This is a genomic window from Pseudomonas sp. RA_15y_Pfl2_54 (genome assembly GCF_963971015.1).
Classification (GTDB): Bacteria; Pseudomonadota; Gammaproteobacteria; order Pseudomonadales; family Pseudomonadaceae; genus Aquipseudomonas; species Aquipseudomonas baetica_A.
The window spans coordinates 23,429-41,125 of record NZ_CAXAPN010000035.1; the positions used below are offsets into that span (position 1 = coordinate 23,429).

Genomic DNA, 17,697 nt, shown 5'->3' on the forward strand with positions numbered 1-17,697 from the left:
TCCTCATTTGGCGTCTTTGCTAACGGTATTGAGCAGGAATTTACCGATCAGGTCTTCCAGTACCAGTGACGACTGCGTGTCGTGAATGGTTCCACCATCCTTCAGACGGGTGTCTTCCCCGCCCACGCTGATACCGATGTACTTCTCGCCCAGCAGCCCAGCGGTCAGGATAGACGCGGTGGAGTCGGTCGGCAGATTGTCGACGTTTTTATCCACTTGCAGAGTCACCCGACCCGTGAAGCTGTCGTGATCCAGATCGATTGCCGTGACCTTGCCGATCGTGACGCCGGCCATGGTCACTTTGGCTCTGACCGTCAAACCGGCGATATTGTCAAAGTAGGCATAAAGTTTATAGGTGTCGGTGGTCGAAGTCGGAGACAGGCCACTGACCCGCAAAGCAAGCAGCAGCAAAGCCAGGATCCCTGCCAGCAGGAACAGGCCGACACCGATTTCCAGGGTGCGGTTTTGCATCAGAAATCTCCAAACATCAAAGCGGTCAGAATAAAGTCCAGGCCGAGCACTGCCAGCGAGGCAAACACTACGGTCTTGGTGGTGGCACGACTGATCCCCTCGGAAGTGGGCTCACAGTCATAGCCTTGGAATACGGCGATCCAGGTCACTACGAAGGCGAAAACGATACTTTTGATGACACCGTTGAGCACATCACTGGTGAAGTTCACGCTGTTCTGCATGTTCGCCCAATAGGAGCCTTCATACACGCCCAGCCAGTCGACAGCCACCCACGAGCCGCCCCAGATGCCCACCACGCTGAAAATCATCGCCAGCACCGGCAGGGAGATGAAACCGGCCCACAAACGCGGCGCGATAATGTACTTGAGCGGGTCGACACCGATCATTTCCAGGCTGGAAAGCTGTTCGGTGGATTTCATGTTGCCGATTTCTGCGGTCAATGCCGAACCGGCACGCCCGGCAAACAACAGCGCCGTCACCACCGGGCCCAGTTCACGCAGCAGGGTCAGAGCAACCATCTGCCCTACCGCCTGCTCCGAACCGTAGCTCGACAGAATGCTGAAACCCTGCAGCGCCAGCACCATGCCGATGAAGATACCGGAGACCACGATGATCACCAGCGACATGACGCCCACCGAATGCAACTGTTTGACCAGCAGGCCAAAACCGCCGCTGATGCCGCCACGACCGATCAAGGCGTGAAACAGGAACAGCGTTGCACGACCAAACACCGCAATGGCGTCGATCGCCGCTTCGCCGAACCGGCGTACGCGTTCTATTAATGAAATTCTGCGCATCAGCGCTTCCCCAGAAGATCTGCGCGGTAATCCGTCGCTGGAAAGTGGTACGGCACCGGGCCGTCAGGATCGCCCGTCATGAACTGACGAATACGCGGCTCGTGCGAGTTCATCAATTCGTCCGGCGTGCCCTGCCCCAGTACCTGACCGTCGCCGACTATATAGAGGTAGTCGGCAATGCTCGCGGTTTCGGCCAGATCGTGGGACACCACGATGCTGGTGATTCCCAGCGCATCATTGAGCAGACGGATCAAGCGTACCAACACACCCATGGCGATCGGGTCCTGGCCCACGAACGGCTCGTCGTACATGAGGATCTGTGGATCGAGCGCAATTGCGCGAGCCAGAGCCACGCGACGCTTCATGCCGCCAGACAGCTCATCGGGCATCAACTCGATGGCGCCACGCAAACCAACGGCCTGCAGCTTGAGCAGGACGATGTCGCGGATCATTTCTTCCGGCAATTGGGTATGAACGCGCAGGGGAAAAGCGACGTTCTCGAAAACATCGAGATCGGTGAACAGCGCACCGCTCTGGAACAGCACGCCCATGTGTTTGCGTGCATCGAACAGATCGCTGCGCGAAAGCTGCGGCAGGTTCTGACCGTTCACCCAGACTTCGCCACTGGAAGGACGCAACTGTGCGCCCATCAACCGCAGCAGGGTGGTCTTGCCACACCCGGAAGGCCCCATGATGCCGGTGACCTTGCCGCGCGGGATGCGGATATCGACGTTATTGAAAATGCTGCGCGCACCGCGCTTGAAGGAGACTCCCTTCAGCTCGACCGCGTAGGCGTTATCGGCACTCATCTAAACTCCTTGCGATGCAGCCTCTCACTCGGACGCCTGGCTCTACTTAAAAAGCACTTACATCCCGGGCAGGCCGAACTGGCGGCGAACTATATCACTGCAAAGGCCAAGCGCCCAAGGCTTGTACCGGGCTGTATTCAACGGTAAGGGGGAGACTGGAGGCCGTTTTGCCGGGTTTTGGTCGCGGGGAATGCTAAAGCACGACGAACTTGCGTGAGGCTTTGCAACATAACCGCTATAATCGCCGCCTTTTCATCGGGCTATACGATTTCTGACATGAGCCAATCCAGCGACCTGATTCAATCGGCACAACGCACCATCCGCCTCGAAATGGAAGCCGTAGAAGGCTTGTTGCCCCATATCGACGCCGATTTCGTACGCGCCTGCGAGATGATTCTGGCCAGCAAGGGCCGTGTGGTGGTGGTCGGCATGGGCAAGTCCGGACACGTCGGCAACAAGATTGCTGCGACCCTGGCCAGCACCGGCACCCCGGCTTTTTTCGTACATCCGGCCGAAGCCAGCCACGGCGACATGGGCATGATCACTCGCGATGACGTGATCCTGGCCCTCTCGAACTCCGGCTCGACCAACGAAATTGTCACCCTGCTGCCTTTGATCAAGCGTCTGGGCATCCAGTTGATCAGCGTGACCGGCAATCCGGCCTCGCCACTGGCGAAGGCTGCCGAGGTCAACCTCAACGTTCACGTCGAGCACGAAGCCTGCCCGCTGAACCTGGCGCCGACGTCCTCGACCACCGCTGCACTGGTCATGGGTGACGCCCTGGCCGTTGCATTGCTGGAAGCGCGCGGCTTTACCGCTGAAGATTTTGCTTTCTCTCACCCGGGCGGTGCGCTGGGTCGTCGTCTGTTGCTGAAAGTGGAAAACGTCATGCACAGCGGGCAAGAGCTGCCACAAGTGCAACGCGGCACTCTGCTCAAGGACGCTCTGATGGAAATGACCCGCAAGGGTCTGGGCATGACCGTGATTCTTGAAGCCGACGGCAAGCTCGCCGGGATTTTCACCGATGGCGATTTGCGCCGCACGCTGGATCGCAGCATCGACATCCGCAGCGCGACCATCGACCAGGTGATGACAGCCCACGGCAAGACCGCCCGACCCGAGATGCTCGCCGCCGAAGCCCTGAAAATCATGGAAGACCACCGAATCAACGCGCTGGTAGTTGTCGATGAGGAAGATCGCCCGGTCGGCGCCTTCAACCTCTCCGACCTGCTGCGCGCAGGAGTGATGTAATGAGCACCGATCTGCTGCAACGCGCAAAAGCGATCAAACTGGCGGTTTTCGACGTCGACGGCGTCCTTACCGACGGACGCCTGTACTTCCTTGAAGACGGCAGCGAGTTCAAGACGTTCAACACCCTCGACGGTCAAGGCATCAAAATGCTGATGAACGCTGGCGTGCAGACCGCCATCATCAGCGGCCGTAAAACGCCCGTGGTCGAGCGCCGAGCGAAAAACCTCGGCATCGCGCACCTGTTTCAGGGCCGCGAAGACAAATTGGTGGTTCTGGACGGTCTACTTGAGCAACTGGGCCTAAGCTATGAACAGGTCGCCTACCTCGGTGACGACCTGCCCGACCTGCCGGTGATCCGCCGCGCAGGCTTGGGCATGGCCGTGGCCAACGCCGCTGATTTCGTCCGCGAACACGCCCATGGTGTGACCCGGGCCCGCGGCGGCGAAGGTGCCGCCCGTGAATTCTGCGAACTGATCCTGCGCGCCCAGGGCCGCCTCGATGCGGCCAACGCCGCGTACCTGTGAGCCAAAAAATGTTCAGCAAAAAATTTCGTAACTTCCTGCTCTTCGCCTGTATAGCCGCGATATTCGCGGCGGTCGGCTATTGGAACATCAGCCCGGAACGCTTTCTCGACAAACCGCCAACCTCGTCGGTAGACACCCCTATCGACTGGTATGCGACCAACACGCATACCTTGCAATACCTTCCGGACGGCAAAGTGCAGTATGAAATGACGTCCGACAAGGCCGAACACGTCAAGGCGACCGACATCACGCTGGTGACCAAGCCCGACCTGAACATGTACCGCGGGACAGCGTTCCCATGGCACGTGACCAGTGAGCGCGGCGAAGTGAACTCGGGCGGCACCGAAGTCGAGTTGATCGACTCGGTACGCGTCAAGCGCACCGATAAAAAGAACCGCGACACCCTGATCACGTCGACTCGCATGACGGTGTTCCCGCAGCAGCAATATGCGCAGACCGCGCAACCCGTTAGAATCGACGGCGCTGGGGGTGTATCGACTGGCGTGGGAATGAAAGCGTATCTGAAGGAAAGCAGGATACACCTGCTATCGAACGTAAGAGGACAGTATGAGGCTCGTTAAAACCCTCCCTATTTTGCTCAGTCTGGGCGCAGCACTGGGAAGCGTGAGCGCCTGGGCTCTGCCGAACGATCAAGAGCAGCCGATCCGCATTCAGGCCGACGATGCCCAACTGGACGACAAGAATGGCGTTGCCACCTATAAAGGCGACGTGATCATCACTCAGGGCTCGATGAAGGTTACCGGCAACACCGTGACCATCACTCGCACTCAGGCCGGCGACATCGACGTGGTGACCTCGGTGGGCAACCTTGCCTACTTCGAGCAACTGCAAACCGCCGGCGACAAGAAACCCGTTCAAGGCTGGGGCGTAACGATCCAGTACCACGCAGCGCAGAACCGCGTCGTGCTGATCGACAAGGCCAAGGTTGTCGACAAGGACGACAACATCACCCAAGGCGAGAAAATCGTCTACGACACGGTGAAGAAACTGGCCAGTGCCGGCCGTGCCACCGGCAGCAAGGTCACCGAGTCGCGTCCGCGCATCGACATGGTGATCCAGCCGAAGAAGAAAACCGACGAGAAAACCCAGTAATGGCCACTCTGAAAGCTCAGCATCTGGCCAAGGCCTATAAAAGCCGCCAGGTCGTGCGTGACGTCAGCCTGTCGATCGACAGCGGCCAGATTGTTGGCCTGCTCGGCCCGAACGGTGCCGGCAAGACCACATGCTTCTACATGATTGTCGGCCTGGTACAGGCCGATCAGGGCCGCGTGCTGATCGACGATCTGGACGTCAGCCACCAGCCAATGCACGGTCGCGCAAAGGCAGGTATTGGCTATCTACCGCAAGAAGCCTCGATCTTCCGCAAGCTGTCGGTGGCCGACAACATCATGGCCATCCTCGAGACTCGCCAGGAGCTCGACAAGGCCGGCCGTCGCAAGGAGCTGGAAAGCCTGCTGCAGGAATTTCACATCAGCCACATCCGCGACAACCTGGGCATGAGCCTGTCCGGTGGTGAACGCCGCCGAGTGGAAATCGCGCGTGCTCTGGCAACCGCACCGAAATTCATCCTGCTCGACGAACCGTTCGCCGGTGTCGACCCGATCTCGGTCGGCGACATCAAGCAGATCATCCACCACCTCAAGGCCAAGGGCATCGGCGTACTGATCACCGACCACAACGTGCGTGAGACGCTGGATATCTGCGAAACCGCTTACATCGTCAACGACGGCCAGTTGATTGCCGAAGGCGACGCAGAAACCATCCTGGCCAACGATCTGGTCAAGGAAGTGTATCTGGGTCACGAGTTCCGCCTGTAAACGCGACAGCGCCCGGAGAGACGCGCGGGCGCTGTATCGATTCAAGCAGGATTTAATACGCTTTAATTGTTACAACGCTCTAGGCAAACACTTCAGTTTCAGGCATATAATTTGCTTAAGTTTGGCGCTTCGGCGCTCTGTAGTGGATGGCGCATGTGCGCCGGCGAATAAGGTGTTAAGCCCCTGCCATGAAACCATCGCTAGTCTTGAGAATGGGCCAGCAGCTGACGATGACACCGCAGCTGCAACAGGCCATCCGTCTGCTCCAATTGTCGACCCTGGATCTGCAACAGGAAATCCAGGAGGCCCTGGAATCCAATCCGATGCTCGAACGCCAGGAAGAAGGCGACGACTTCGATAACTCGGACCCTCTGGCCGACAACGCCGAGCAAAAGCCCAACACCGAAATTCAGGAACCGTCCTATCAGGAAACCGCTCCGACGGTGGACAATCTGGAAGATGGCGAATGGAGCGAGCGTATCCCCAACGAGCTTCCGGTCGACACGGCCTGGGAGGACGTCTACCAGACCAGTGCCAGCAGCCTGCCCAGCAGCGATGACGACGAATGGGACTTCACCACTCGCACCTCCGCCGGTGAAAGCCTGCAAAGCCACCTGCTGTGGCAGCTCAATCTCGCGCCGATGTCAGACACCGACCGACTGATCGCCGTCACCCTGGTCGACTGCATAAACAACCAGGGTTACCTGGACGAAACCCTCGAAGAAATCCTCGAAGCGTTCGACCCGGAACTGGACATCGAACTGGACGAAATCGAAGCCGTTCTGCACCGCATCCAGCAGTTTGAACCCGCTGGCATCGGCGCCCGCAACCTCGGCGAATGCCTGTTGCTGCAACTGCGCCAGTTGTCGGCGAAGACACCATGGCTGACTGAAGCGAAACGTCTGGTCACCGACTACATCGACTTGCTCGGCAGCCGCGATTACAACCAGTTGATGCGGCGCATGAAGCTCAAGGAAGATGAACTGCGTCAAGTCATCGAACTGGTGCAGAGCCTCAACCCGCGTCCGGGCTCTCAGATCGAATCCACTGAAGCCGAATACGTCGTCCCTGACGTCATTGTGCGCAAGGACAATGAACGCTGGCTGGTCGAACTGAATCAGGAATCAGTGCCCCGCCTGCGGGTCAACGCCCAGTATGCCGGCTTCGTAAGACGCGCCGATACCAGCGCCGACAACACTTTCATGCGCAACCAGTTGCAGGAAGCCCGCTGGTTCATCAAGAGCCTGCAAAGCCGCAACGAAACCCTGATGAAAGTGGCCACCCAGATCGTCGAGCATCAACGCGGCTTTCTGGAATACGGGGACGAAGCCATGAAGCCACTGGTGCTGCATGACATCGCCGAAGCGGTTGGCATGCACGAATCGACGATTTCCCGAGTGACCACGCAGAAATTCATGCATACCCCGCGCGGTATCTATGAACTGAAATACTTTTTCTCAAGCCACGTCAGCACCTCCGAAGGCGGTGAATGCTCGTCCACGGCGATCCGCGCGATCATCAAAAAACTGGTTGCTGCGGAAAATCAGAAAAAGCCGTTGAGTGACAGCAAGATCGCTGGTTTACTGGAGGCACAAGGCATTCAGGTGGCTCGCCGCACCGTCGCCAAGTACCGCGAGTCCCTCGGGATCGCGCCTTCGAGCGAACGCAAGCGGTTGATGTAAGCCACGTTACAGCGTTCCAGTGGCAGGCTATCCAGCCTGCCGCTTTATGCACTGGCAACGAAGGAGAAGCTGTATGCAAGTCAACATCAGTGGACACCAACTGGAAGTGACCGAACCTCTGCGCACCTACATCAACGAGAAACTCGAACGATTGGAGCGCCATTTCGACAAGATCACCAACGTACAAGTCACGATGTGTGTCGAAAAGCTCAAGCAGAAAATCGAAGCCACCTTGCATATTCCCGGCAGTGAAGTGGTCGCCAACGCGGAACATACCGATATGTACGCCGCGATCGACGCCCTGACCGACAAGCTGGATAAACAACTCAAAAAGCATAAGGAAAAGACCCAGAGCCTGCTCCAGGGCGCTACCGGTCGATAACCCCCCACTCCATGATCCGACTTGAAAATATCCTGACCCCCGGCCGTTCTCTTGTGAACGTGCCGGGCGGCAGTAAAAAGAAAGCCCTCGAACAAATTGCCAACCTGATCGCCCGCGAAGTGCCGGCGCTGGAGATGCAAGATGTCTTCGAGGCCCTGATTGCCCGTGAAAAACTCGGTTCCACCGGTTTTGGCAACGGCATCGCCATTCCTCACTGTCGCCTCAAGGGTTGCATTGAGCCTGTCAGCGCTCTGCTTCACCTCGACGCCCCTATCGATTTCGATGCGATCGACGGCGCCCCCGTTGATCTGTTGTTTGTACTGCTGGTCCCAGAAGCCGCTACCGATGCGCACCTGGAGTTACTGCGTCAAATCGCCAGCATGCTCGACCGCAAGGAAGTACGCGAAAGACTGCGCAGCGCTGCCGGCAGTGAAGCCTTGTACCAAGTGGTACTGGAAGAGCAGAACAGGCATTAATCATGCGCTTGATCATCGTCAGTGGCCGCTCCGGCTCGGGCAAAAGCACCGCACTGAATGTCCTTGAGGACAGCGGTTACTACTGCATCGACAACCTGCCGGCAGGCTTGTTGCCAGAACTGGCTGAACGCGCACTGATACACACCGAATTGGCACAACCGCTGGTGGCCGTGTCGATCGATGCGCGCAACCTGCCGAGCCATCTCTCGCGTTTCCCCGAGTTGCTGGAAGAAGTCCGCAGCCGCCACATCCAGTGCGATGTGCTTTATCTGGACGCCGACGAAGAAACCCTGCTCAAGCGTTTTTCGGAAACCCGCCGGCGTCATCCACTGAGCACCGCCAACCGCTCACTGGCCGAAGCGATCAGCGATGAAACCGCCCTGCTCGGCCCAATCGCCGATCTGGCCGACCTGAAGATCAACACCACCCACCTGAACCTGTACCAGTTGCGCGACACCATCAAGTTGCGCCTGCTCAATCAGCCTGAACCCGGAACAGCATTTCTCGTTGAGTCATTCGGCTTCAAACGCGGCATGCCGGTCGATGCAGACGTGGTGTTCGACGTGCGCTGCCTGCCCAACCCGTACTGGAAGCCAGAGCTGCGCGCGCAATCGGGTCTCGATGCGCCGGTGGCCGAATACCTGGCGGCGCAGCCGGAAGTCGAGGAAATGTTCCAGGACATTTACGCCTACCTGCACAAATGGCTGCCGCGTTTCGCCGCGAGCAATCGCGCCTACGTCACCATTGCCATCGGCTGCACCGGCGGGCATCACCGCTCCGTCTACCTGACCGAACGCCTGGGTCAGGCCCTGCACAAAACCCTGAAGAACGTCCAGGTTCGCCACCGCGACCTCACTTAAAGGATTCACACCGCGATGCCTGCTCTGGAAATCGAAATCATCAACAAACTGGGCTTGCACGCCCGGGCGTCGGCCAAGTTCGTCGGGGTTGCAGGTCAGTATCCGGATTGCACGATCAGAGTAGGCCGCACACCAGAAACGGTAGTGGATGGCAAAAGCATCATGGCGATGATGATGCTGGCTGCCGGCAAGGGCACAAAAATCTATTTGAGTACTGAAGGACATCAGGAACAAGAAGCGCTGGATGCGTTGGTGGCGTTGATCAACAACTTCTTCGACGAAGGTGGCTGATCGTCGAACAGTCAAAAAATCGCAGCCTCGGCAGTGCCAGGGGCCGGTATAAAAAAGGCGCGCCACCCAATCGGATGGCGCGCCTTTTTTGTGTCGCGGGCGGGGCTTAGCTGCCCGCCACCGTCATCCGTTCGATCAACACGGAACCTGTGCGAATATTGCTGCGCAGCTCCAGATCGTTACCGACCGCGACGATCTGCTTGAACATATCGCGCATGTTGCCAGCGATAGTCACTTCCTGCACCGCGAACTGGATTTCGCCGTTCTCGACCCAGAATCCCGCCGCCCCGCGCGAATAGTCACCCGTGACCATATTCAAACCATGGCCCATCAACTCGGTGACCAACAGCCCACGCCCCATGCGCCGCAGCAGTGCGGCCTGATCCTCATCGCCATGAGTGACAAACAGGTTGTGTACGCCGCCAGCGTTGGCCGTACTCGGCATACCGAGCTTGCGACCGGAATAGGTCCCAAGGATGTACGACACCAACTCACCTTTTTCGACAAACGGTTTGGCATAAGTCGCCAGGCCGTCACCGTCATACCAGGCGCTGCCCATGGCACGCATCAGATGCGGACGTTCGTCGATGGTCAGCCATTCCGGGAACAGTTTCTGCCCCAGCGTGCCTTCCAGGAACGACGATTTGCGATACAGACTGCCGCCGGATACCGCCGACAAGAAACTGCCAAACAAACCGCCTGCCAGTTCTGCAGAAAACAGCACCGGCACCTCGCAAGTCGGCACCGGACGCGCCCCCAGACGGCTCGCCGCCCGTTGTGCAGCGCGTTGGCCGATGCTTACCGGATCCGCCAGCAAAGTGCCCTGACGGTTCACGTCGTACCAGTAATCGCGCTGCATCTGGCCGTCGGCCTCGGCGATCATCACGCAACTCAGGCTGTGTCGCGTCGACGCGTAGCCACCAATGAAACCATGGCTGTTGCCGTAAACGCGGCAGCCTTGATGGGTGCTGAGGGTGGTGCCATCGGCATTCTTGATCCGCGCATCAGCATCAAATGCCGCCGCCTCACAGATCAAAGCCTTCTCGATGGCCTGCTCCGGCGTGATATCCCATTCGTGGAACAGATCGAAATCCTGCTGATCCCTGGCCATCAGCGCAGCATCAGCGAGGCCCGAAGCTTCGTCCTCGGAGGTGTGCCTGGCAATGGCGAGTGCGGCGGCAACGGTTTCGCGAATCGCCTCAGGCCCCGTGGCAGACGTGCTGGCAGAGCCCTTGCGCTGACCGACGTACAGCGTGATGCCAAAGCCCTGATCGCGGTTGAACTCGACAGTTTCGACTTCGCGCTGGCGGACCGATGTCGAAAGGCCCTGCTCCAGCGACACCGCCACTTCACAGGCACTGGCGCCCTGACGCTTGGCTTCGGCGATGATCTGCTCGACTTGTTCCTGCAGTGCCGGCAATGCCTGCGGGCCGACGCTTTGAACTGCACTCATGCTCATCTCCACTCAAATTCTGCTTTCGGCGGGGGCCATCGAGCGACCGGGCCGGACAAGCGGCCCCCGACTGGTTATCATGGCGGCGTTTCTTTGCGGACTGCCACCATGGTTGATTCTTACGACGACTCCCTCGATACGGGAGAAAAAAGCAAATCTCAGGTCAAACGCGAGCTGCATGCTCTGGTTGACCTCGGCGAGCGCCTTACAACACTCAAGCCTGACTTGATCGCAAAACTGCCGCTGACCGACGCCATGCGCCGGGCCTTGGCCGATGCGCCCAAGCACACCGCGAATATCGCGCGTAAGCGGCATTTGCAGTTCATCGGCAAACTGATGCGCGATCAGGACACTGACGCGATTCTGACTCTGCTCGATCAACTCGATGCCTCGACTCGTCAGTACAACGAGCGTTTCCACAATCTCGAACGCTGGCGTGATCGCCTGATCGCGGGCGACGATGCCGTGCTGGAGAAATTCGTCGTCGACTACCCGGACGCCGATCGCCAGCAACTGCGTTCCCTGATCCGTCAGGCTCAGCACGAGGTTGCGCAAAACAAACCTCCTGCTTCCAGCCGTAAAATCTTCAAATACATCCGTGAGCTGGACGAGACTCAACGCGGTCTGCGTTGATATTCGTCACTGGGTGGTCGCCCTGCGCGCCACCCAAAGCTCCATCTTTTCTTATGCGCCCGTGCCACCCACGGTGATCGCATCGATTTTCAGCGTTGGCTGTCCAACCCCCACCGGCACCGACTGTCCATCCTTGCCACACGTCCCCACACCGCTGTCCAGCGCCAGGTCGTTACCGACCATCGACACCCGGCTCATCGCCTCAGGGCCGTTGCCGATCAACGTCGCGCCTTTGACCGGCGCAGTGATCTTGCCGTCTTCGATCAGATAGGCCTCGCTGGTGGAGAACACGAACTTGCCACTGGTGATGTCGACCTGACCGCCACCGAGGTTGGCGCAATAGATGCCTTTCTTCACCGAAGCAATGATTTCTGCCGGGTCGCTTTCGCCGCCCAGCATGTAGGTGTTGGTCATCCGAGGCATCGGCAGATGTGCATAGGACTCACGACGCCCGTTACCGGTGCGGGCCACGCCCATCAGGCGTGCATTGAGCTTGTCCTGCATGTAACCCTTGAGTACGCCGTTTTCGATCAGCGTGGTGCACTCGGTCGGCGTGCCTTCGTCGTCGACGCTCAGCGAGCCGCGACGGCCGCTCAAGGTACCGTCATCGACAATGGTGCAGAGCTTTGAAGCAACCATTTCACCCATGCGGCCGCTATAGGCGGAACTGCCTTTGCGGTTGAAGTCGCCTTCCAGACCGTGGCCGACCGCTTCGTGCAGCAGCACGCCGGACCAGCCCGAACCCAGCACCACCGGCAAAGTGCCGGCCGGCGCCGGAATCGCTTCGAGGTTCACCAGCGCCTGACGCAGCGCTTCACGGGCATAGCCCATGGCGCGGTCTTCGGCGAGGAAATAACGGTAGTCGGTACGCCCGCCGCCGCCATGCCCGCCACGCTCGCGACGGCCGTTTTGCTCAACGATCACACTGACGTTGAAGCGCACCAGCGGTCGCACATCCGCCGCCAGACCGCCATCAGTGGAAGCCACCAGAATCCGCTCCCAGACCCCGGCCATGCTCACGCTGACTTGCTGGATACGCGGATCGAGTGCGCGGGTAGCCACGTCGATGCGCTTGAGCAGCTCGACCTTCTCGGCACGGCTCAGCACTTCCAGCGGATTGTCCGGCGCATACAGTTGCGCAACGTCTTGGCTGGTAAATGCCTGCACCGTGCCGTTCTGCCCGGCGCGGGAGATCGAACGGGCCGCTCGCGCCGCAGCGCCGAGGGCTTCAAGGGTGATCGCGTTGCTGTAGGCGAAACCGGTTTTCTCACCGGACTGCGCCCGCACACCCACACCCTGATCAAGGTTGAAGCTGCCTTCCTTGACGATGCCATCTTCCAGCGCCCAAGACTCGGAGATCTGACCCTGGAAATACAGGTCGGCGGCATCGATGCCCGGGCCGGCCAGATCGCCAAGCACGCCTTGCAGGCTTTCGATCGTCACGCCGCCGGGCGCCAACAGGTGATCACTGACTGAGGACAACAACTCGCTCATAGGTTTACGCCTTAAATTCGTGTTCTGAGGCAGGCCGCTGTGCGCCCTGCGAGAAAAACCGCCGATGACTCGTCACCGGCATCCGCGCCCTGATGGACGCTTGTTCATCGCTATCGCGTTCGGCCAACAACACCGCTTCGCCTTGATCCTGATGCGCCAGCACGCGGCCCCACGGGTCGATGATCGCCGCGTGACCGAAGGTTTCCCGCGGCCCCGGATGTATCCCGCCCTGCGCTGCCGCCAGCACATAACATTGAGTCTCGATGGCCCGCGCGCGAATCAGCACATCCCAATGCGCCGCACCGGTCACCGCGGTGAAGGCTGACGGTGCGGTAATCAACTCGGCACCGGCCGCGCGCAATTCGCTGTACAACTCCGGGAAGCGCAGGTCGTAACACACTGTCAGACCGACTCGGCCGACCGGCGTGTCCGCCACCACCACGCTACTGCCATAAGCATAGTCATCGGATTCGCGGTAACGGCCGCGATTGTCCGCTACATCGACATCGAACAGATGCAACTTGTCATACCGTGCAACGATTTCGCCCTGATCGTTGACCAGCAGCGAGCAGGCATGTGGCTTGGCCTCCGGCTGATCCAATGGCGGCAACGGCAACGTACCGGCCACTATCCATAACCTGAGGTCACGGGCGGTCTGTTTCAACCACGGCAGGATAGGCCCTTCGCCCAATGCTTCGGCTCGACCGATGTCGGCGATGTCGCGACGGCCCATGGCGGCGAAGTTTTCCGGCAACACGGCCAGCCTCGCGCCACCGGCCGCCGCCTGTTCGAGCAGGCGTCGGGCCTGGGCCAGATTGGCCTGCACGTCACTCTGGCTGACCATTTGAATGACCGCTAAAGACATGGCGAACTCCGCAAGAGGTAAGCGGCCATGCTACTCCATCGGTTCAGGGACTGGCTGTTCAAAAAGGCTTGTCGAACGTGATTTTCGGGTCTTTCCATGGACCTTTGACGGTGTATTTCACGCTGGCGAAGCGCGCCACACGATCACCGATCAGCTTGTCGATCAGGAACAGCGCACCACCGATCGCCGGTGCGCCAACGATGAGTGCGGCAATCGGCAGGTTGTTGGTCACCGGCAAGGTCACCAACAACCTGGCATCAACCTGATCGGCGACCAGATCCAGCGTACCGTCCAGTTCGAAGGTACTCGAAGGCCCGGTCAAACGAATTGGTTCGCGGGTCACATACACACCGTTGTTCGCCACCAGTAATCCTTTGACGCGGTCGTAGCTCAAGCCTTTGCCGAACAAGTCGGAGAAATCCAGACGCAATCGACGGCCGATAGCGTTGAAGTTGAGCAAACCAAACACCCGCAATGCCTGTGTTCCGCCCTCCACTTCGACAAACTGGCCCTTGTTCAGCGACGCATCCAGAGTGCCGGAAAAACGCTTGGTCGCCAGCCACGCGGGCGAGCCCGGCCAGCGGCCATCGACATCCATATGGAATTCTTCACTGGTCACACTCGGCGCAAAGCCCCAACCCTTGAGGACATCGGCAAGGTTCTTGCCGCTAATCCGGCCTTTGAACCAGCTATTGGTCGCACCCGGCGCGCCCTCCCAACCGCCATTGCCCTGCAACAGGATGCCTTTGAGGCCCATGTCGAGGTTATTCAGCGCGATGCCTTTGCCGGTCGGTCGCACCTTGAGCGACCAGCCACCGACCAGGTCCTGGCCCAGGAACAGTTGATTGATGGTGATATCCAGCGCGGGGATTTTCGCAGGATCAACCGAGGCCAGCGGATCAGGAGAGTTCTCGTCGGCCTGCTCCTTCGGATCCGGTGCCGGCAAACGCACATACTGAAGGTTGACCCCAATCGGCGTGTTTTTCGCGTCGGCAAGGCTGGCAGAGCCTTTGACCTGCTGACTGTCGAGCGCCAGGTTCCACGCCGCGGATTTACGATCGACCTGCACCGAGGCCTGATCCAGCGTGGTACCGAACGCCGTCAACTTGCCGACCTTGAAGTCAGCGCTACTGAGCAGTTGCTTGGCACTGCCACCCGGGTCCTGCCCGGCGTACTTGTTGAGCAGATCCTGCCACGGCGCGATATCAAGTTCCGACAGCACACCACGAATTCGCAAGCCCTTGGCGCTCGGCAGCACGGCTTCGCCTGCACCGAGGAACAGTTCACCGCGTCCCTCGGCGAATTGGGTCGGCGGCGCGGCAAAGGTGAAATTGGCCAGTTGACCGTAATTGACCCAGTAACGCCGCTCCTGCCCCTGCAGGGTCATGCGCAACTCCGTGTCACGACCGACATCCGCCGCCATGCCGAACGGTGCCGGCAGATCGACCGCGACGCCTTTCATTCCGGAGCTGACCATCAACTGGCTGTTGGCGCCGTCCAGGTTCAGTTGCAACTGATAGGGAATCGTCCCGGACACTGGCAACGGCTGTGTCACACCCAGCCAGTCGGTGAGTTTCTTGACCTCGACCTGCCCCGATGCCGCGACCCGGGTTTTGAGTTTGCCAGGACTACCGTCGGCAAAAATTTGCGCGGTGACCGGTTTATCGAACGCTCGCGCCGCAATGTTCTGACCACTGAGGCCTTTGGCGCTGTCGAAACGGAAATCACCCTTGAGTTGAGTCAGTTCCAGCTTCGGCTCGGCCAGTTTCAGCCGCGCATTGGCAGTCGTGAAGTCGACCAGGATTTTCGGCTGATCGCCGCCCTTGTCCAGCGGGATGTCCAGTTTGAGTTTGCCCTGCAGGTCGCCCGCACCTTCCCAGCCGGCGAACGTTTCACCCGTGCCAATCGGTGCGTCTTGAAGAATCTTCAGTCCATCCCCCAAACCGCCGGCAAATGCCCCATCAAGGAACATATGCGTATGTTGTCCGGCAGGCACATGGGGAATATTGACGAAAACGTCGCTGATCCGGGTGTCGAGCAATTGGCCCTCGCTGGCCAGAATTCGCACACCACTGTCCTCAATGAACACATCGCCACTGACCTTGCTCACATGCGGCCAGCCGGGCTGGAAGGCCAGTTCGGCGTCATGCACCTTGAAGAACAGACTGATGCTGCGGTCGGCGTCCCCGGCGTTCTTGCTCAGAGACCCTTGATACTGGAAGAAGCCCTGATCCACCGCGCCTTTGAGGATTGCCGTGCGCAACCATTCGTCGAGTGCCGGGCTGAGGACTTGCGGCAAGTACTTGGCGGTGTAGCGACCGTCGCCATCGACCAGACCGACCCGCAGGTCCATGTAGTCTTCCTGGCTGTGATCAAAATGCAGGCGGATCAGGAAGTCGCCGGCAATCTTGCCTTCTTCGCCCAGTACCTTCAGGTACGGCGCGATCAAAGTGAAACCGTCCTTGTCGAGCTTCCAGGTCAGTCGGGCGTTGGCCTGAATGTACTGCCAGGGTTTGGCGAAAATCGGATCCAGGTGCAGGACGAAATCCTTGCTGTCCATGCGCAACTCGCCACCGTCGAGGTTGCCCGTCAGGCTACCGCTGACATTTCGTGCCGCCGGCGCGCCGTGATAGGCATCGAAACCGACGCTGTCGAGGTTGGCAGCGAAGCCGAACTTTGTACCGTCAGTGGCATTCGGACGGAAATCCAGCAGCACGTTGCGCAGCACGCCGGTCACTTTCAGGCGCTCGACCACCGTGGCAACCTCCTGCGGTAGCGGGCCCAATGCGTTGAGGAGCGGCGTGATCGGTGTCAGATCGAGACGATCGGCCTGCAAATGCCAGCGTTCGTCGACCTTGTCGGTAGCGCGTGTCTGCTGGAGTTGCACGCGAGATTCCCAGCGGGTTTCACCGAAGTTCATCGCCAGCGAATCGAGAGTGACGGTGGCGCCATCGGCGCTGTTTTCGTAGTAGGCATTGAGCGCCAGATTGTTGATCTGGATCGGCTTGCGCTCGGCGTAAGCGCCATTGAGTTGCGGGGCATTCAAACGCAGCGCCGCACTTTGCAAAGTGCCTTCAGCCCAGTTCACCCAAAGCTCGCCGCCGGCCTTGATCTCGGAGAAATTCCATTGCCGGGTCAGGCGCTCGGGCAGCCACTTCGACCAGTCACTTTGCGGCAGACTGACGTAGCCTTCCAGGGCGCTGTCCTGCCATTGGCCCGCGCGAATCCGCGTGCGCAGGCTCAGCGCGACCGGTTGACCATCAGGCAATGTCAAGCGTGCGTCGAGGCGTTGACGACTGGCACCGGTTTTCAGATTGAGACCAACATAGGTGAGGGTCATCGGCGCGTGATCCAGTGGCTGCAGGGTCACTTGGCTATCGAGGACAGACAACTGCCGAATCATTTGCGAGCGATTGAACAGTTGCTCCGCATCCAGTGGCTGATCCTTTTGCACCGGCAAGCCTTCCAGCGCCCAACTGCCGTCCTGCGCTTCCTTGAGGCTGATTTTCAGACCATTGAGTTCCAGATGGGCAATACGCACTTCACGAGCCAGCAGACTGGCCCAAAGATCCGGCACCACCCGCACCCGATCGAGGCGCAAGGCATTGGCGCCGTCACCGACCATCACATCATGGGCCAGCAGGATCGGCGCAAATCCCTTCCAGTTACCCTCCAGTTCACCGATCTGAAGTGGCATACCGAGGGCGGTGCTGGCTTTGTCTTCGATCTCGGCGCGGTATTCGGCCACCAGCGGCGTCAGTTCGCGGCCAAGGCTGACATACAACGCCATCAACACCAGAACCAACGCGCACAGGCTCAGCCCCCATCGGGTGAGTGCGGCCAGAATACGTGTCAGACGGTCCATGTCAGT

Annotated in this window: 18 protein-coding genes; 11 read left to right on the forward strand and 7 right to left on the reverse strand. The window is 59.4% G+C overall.

Annotation, left to right across the window (positions count from 1 at the left end; genetic code table 11):
• Window positions 1-3: 3 nt before the first annotated feature.
• Genes mlaD through AACY50_RS23000 form a run of 3 tightly spaced genes read right to left on the reverse strand, consistent with a single transcriptional unit; the run spans window position 4 to window position 2,077 of the window.
• Window positions 4-471 (reverse strand): outer membrane lipid asymmetry maintenance protein MlaD, encoded by a 468-nt coding sequence (gene mlaD, locus AACY50_RS22990; protein WP_339431757.1) that lies wholly within the window; start codon window positions 469-471, stop codon window positions 4-6.
• A complete protein-coding gene (mlaE, locus tag AACY50_RS22995) occupies window positions 471-1,268 on the reverse strand; it encodes a lipid asymmetry maintenance ABC transporter permease subunit MlaE (protein ID WP_221730031.1) in 798 nt (265 codons plus the stop codon). Before mlaE ends, mlaD begins: the two co-directional genes overlap by 1 nt.
• Window positions 1,268-2,077: an ATP-binding cassette domain-containing protein gene (locus tag AACY50_RS23000; protein WP_339431755.1), complete on the reverse strand. Its 810-nt coding sequence runs from the start codon at window positions 2,075-2,077 to the stop codon at window positions 1,268-1,270. Before AACY50_RS23000 ends, mlaE begins: the two co-directional genes overlap by 1 nt.
• 276 nt (window positions 2,078-2,353) lie before the next feature.
• Between AACY50_RS23000 and AACY50_RS23005 the strand changes: the two genes are divergently transcribed.
• From AACY50_RS23005 to AACY50_RS23050, 10 genes are all read left to right on the forward strand, one after another.
• Window positions 2,354-3,328 carry a KpsF/GutQ family sugar-phosphate isomerase gene (locus tag AACY50_RS23005; protein WP_339431754.1) on the forward strand — a complete coding sequence of 325 codons (975 nt, stop codon included), beginning with the start codon at window positions 2,354-2,356 and terminating at the stop codon, window positions 3,326-3,328.
• Entirely contained in the window at window positions 3,328-3,852 is a 525-nt protein-coding gene (locus AACY50_RS23010) for a KdsC family phosphatase (RefSeq protein WP_339431753.1), read from the forward strand. Before AACY50_RS23005 ends, AACY50_RS23010 begins: the two co-directional genes overlap by 1 nt.
• An 8-nt stretch (window positions 3,853-3,860) precedes the next feature.
• The gene (gene lptC, locus AACY50_RS23015) at window positions 3,861-4,433 is read left to right on the forward strand and encodes an LPS export ABC transporter periplasmic protein LptC (RefSeq protein WP_339539219.1); all 573 of its coding nucleotides are present in this window, start codon (window positions 3,861-3,863) and stop codon (window positions 4,431-4,433) included.
• On the forward strand, window positions 4,420-4,965 hold the full coding sequence (gene lptA / locus AACY50_RS23020; RefSeq protein WP_339431751.1) for a lipopolysaccharide transport periplasmic protein LptA: 546 nt from the start codon (window positions 4,420-4,422) through the stop codon (window positions 4,963-4,965). Before lptC ends, lptA begins: the two co-directional genes overlap by 14 nt.
• The gene (gene lptB, locus AACY50_RS23025) at window positions 4,965-5,690 is read left to right on the forward strand and encodes an LPS export ABC transporter ATP-binding protein (protein ID WP_008085069.1); all 726 of its coding nucleotides are present in this window, start codon (window positions 4,965-4,967) and stop codon (window positions 5,688-5,690) included. The genes lptA and lptB overlap by 1 nt, the downstream gene beginning before the upstream one ends.
• A 188-nt stretch (window positions 5,691-5,878) precedes the next feature.
• On the forward strand, window positions 5,879-7,372 hold the full coding sequence (locus AACY50_RS23030; protein WP_339431750.1) for an RNA polymerase factor sigma-54: 1,494 nt from the start codon (window positions 5,879-5,881) through the stop codon (window positions 7,370-7,372).
• A gap of 73 nt (window positions 7,373-7,445) precedes the next feature.
• Window positions 7,446-7,754 (forward strand): ribosome hibernation-promoting factor, HPF/YfiA family, encoded by a 309-nt coding sequence (hpf, locus tag AACY50_RS23035; RefSeq protein ID WP_187676780.1) that lies wholly within the window; start codon window positions 7,446-7,448, stop codon window positions 7,752-7,754.
• An 11-nt stretch (window positions 7,755-7,765) separates the two neighbouring features.
• Window positions 7,766-8,230, forward strand: a complete 465-nt coding sequence (gene ptsN, locus AACY50_RS23040; RefSeq protein ID WP_339431749.1) for a PTS IIA-like nitrogen regulatory protein PtsN — start codon at window positions 7,766-7,768, stop codon at window positions 8,228-8,230.
• A gap of 2 nt (window positions 8,231-8,232) precedes the next feature.
• A complete protein-coding gene (rapZ, locus tag AACY50_RS23045; RefSeq protein WP_221730039.1) occupies window positions 8,233-9,090 on the forward strand; it encodes an RNase adapter RapZ in 858 nt (285 codons plus the stop codon).
• A gap of 15 nt (window positions 9,091-9,105) precedes the next feature.
• Window positions 9,106-9,381, forward strand: coding sequence for an HPr family phosphocarrier protein (locus tag AACY50_RS23050; RefSeq protein WP_339431748.1), 276 nt, complete (start codon window positions 9,106-9,108; stop codon window positions 9,379-9,381).
• Between the two features lie 106 nt (window positions 9,382-9,487).
• Here the strand turns inward: AACY50_RS23050 and pmbA are convergent, their stop codons facing one another.
• Window positions 9,488-10,834 carry a metalloprotease PmbA gene (gene pmbA, locus AACY50_RS23055; RefSeq protein ID WP_401161623.1) on the reverse strand — a complete coding sequence of 449 codons (1,347 nt, stop codon included), beginning with the start codon at window positions 10,832-10,834 and terminating at the stop codon, window positions 9,488-9,490.
• Window positions 10,835-10,942: 108 nt separating this feature from the next.
• On the opposite strand from pmbA, the gene yjgA reads away from it, so the two are divergent.
• A complete protein-coding gene (gene yjgA, locus AACY50_RS23060; protein WP_221730042.1) occupies window positions 10,943-11,467 on the forward strand; it encodes a ribosome biogenesis factor YjgA in 525 nt (174 codons plus the stop codon).
• Window positions 11,468-11,518: 51 nt separating this feature from the next.
• Here yjgA and tldD read toward each other — a convergent pair whose 3' ends face one another.
• Genes tldD through AACY50_RS23075 form a run of 3 tightly spaced genes read right to left on the reverse strand, consistent with a single transcriptional unit; the run spans window position 11,519 to window position 17,691 of the window.
• A complete protein-coding gene (gene tldD, locus AACY50_RS23065) occupies window positions 11,519-12,961 on the reverse strand; it encodes a metalloprotease TldD (RefSeq protein WP_016771693.1) in 1,443 nt (480 codons plus the stop codon).
• 4 nt (window positions 12,962-12,965) lie between these two features.
• Window positions 12,966-13,826, reverse strand: a complete 861-nt coding sequence (locus AACY50_RS23070; protein WP_339431746.1) for a carbon-nitrogen hydrolase family protein — start codon at window positions 13,824-13,826, stop codon at window positions 12,966-12,968.
• A gap of 58 nt (window positions 13,827-13,884) precedes the next feature.
• On the reverse strand, window positions 13,885-17,691 hold the full coding sequence (locus AACY50_RS23075) for a YhdP family protein (protein WP_339539220.1): 3,807 nt from the start codon (window positions 17,689-17,691) through the stop codon (window positions 13,885-13,887).
• Window positions 17,692-17,697: the final 6 nt, after the last annotated feature.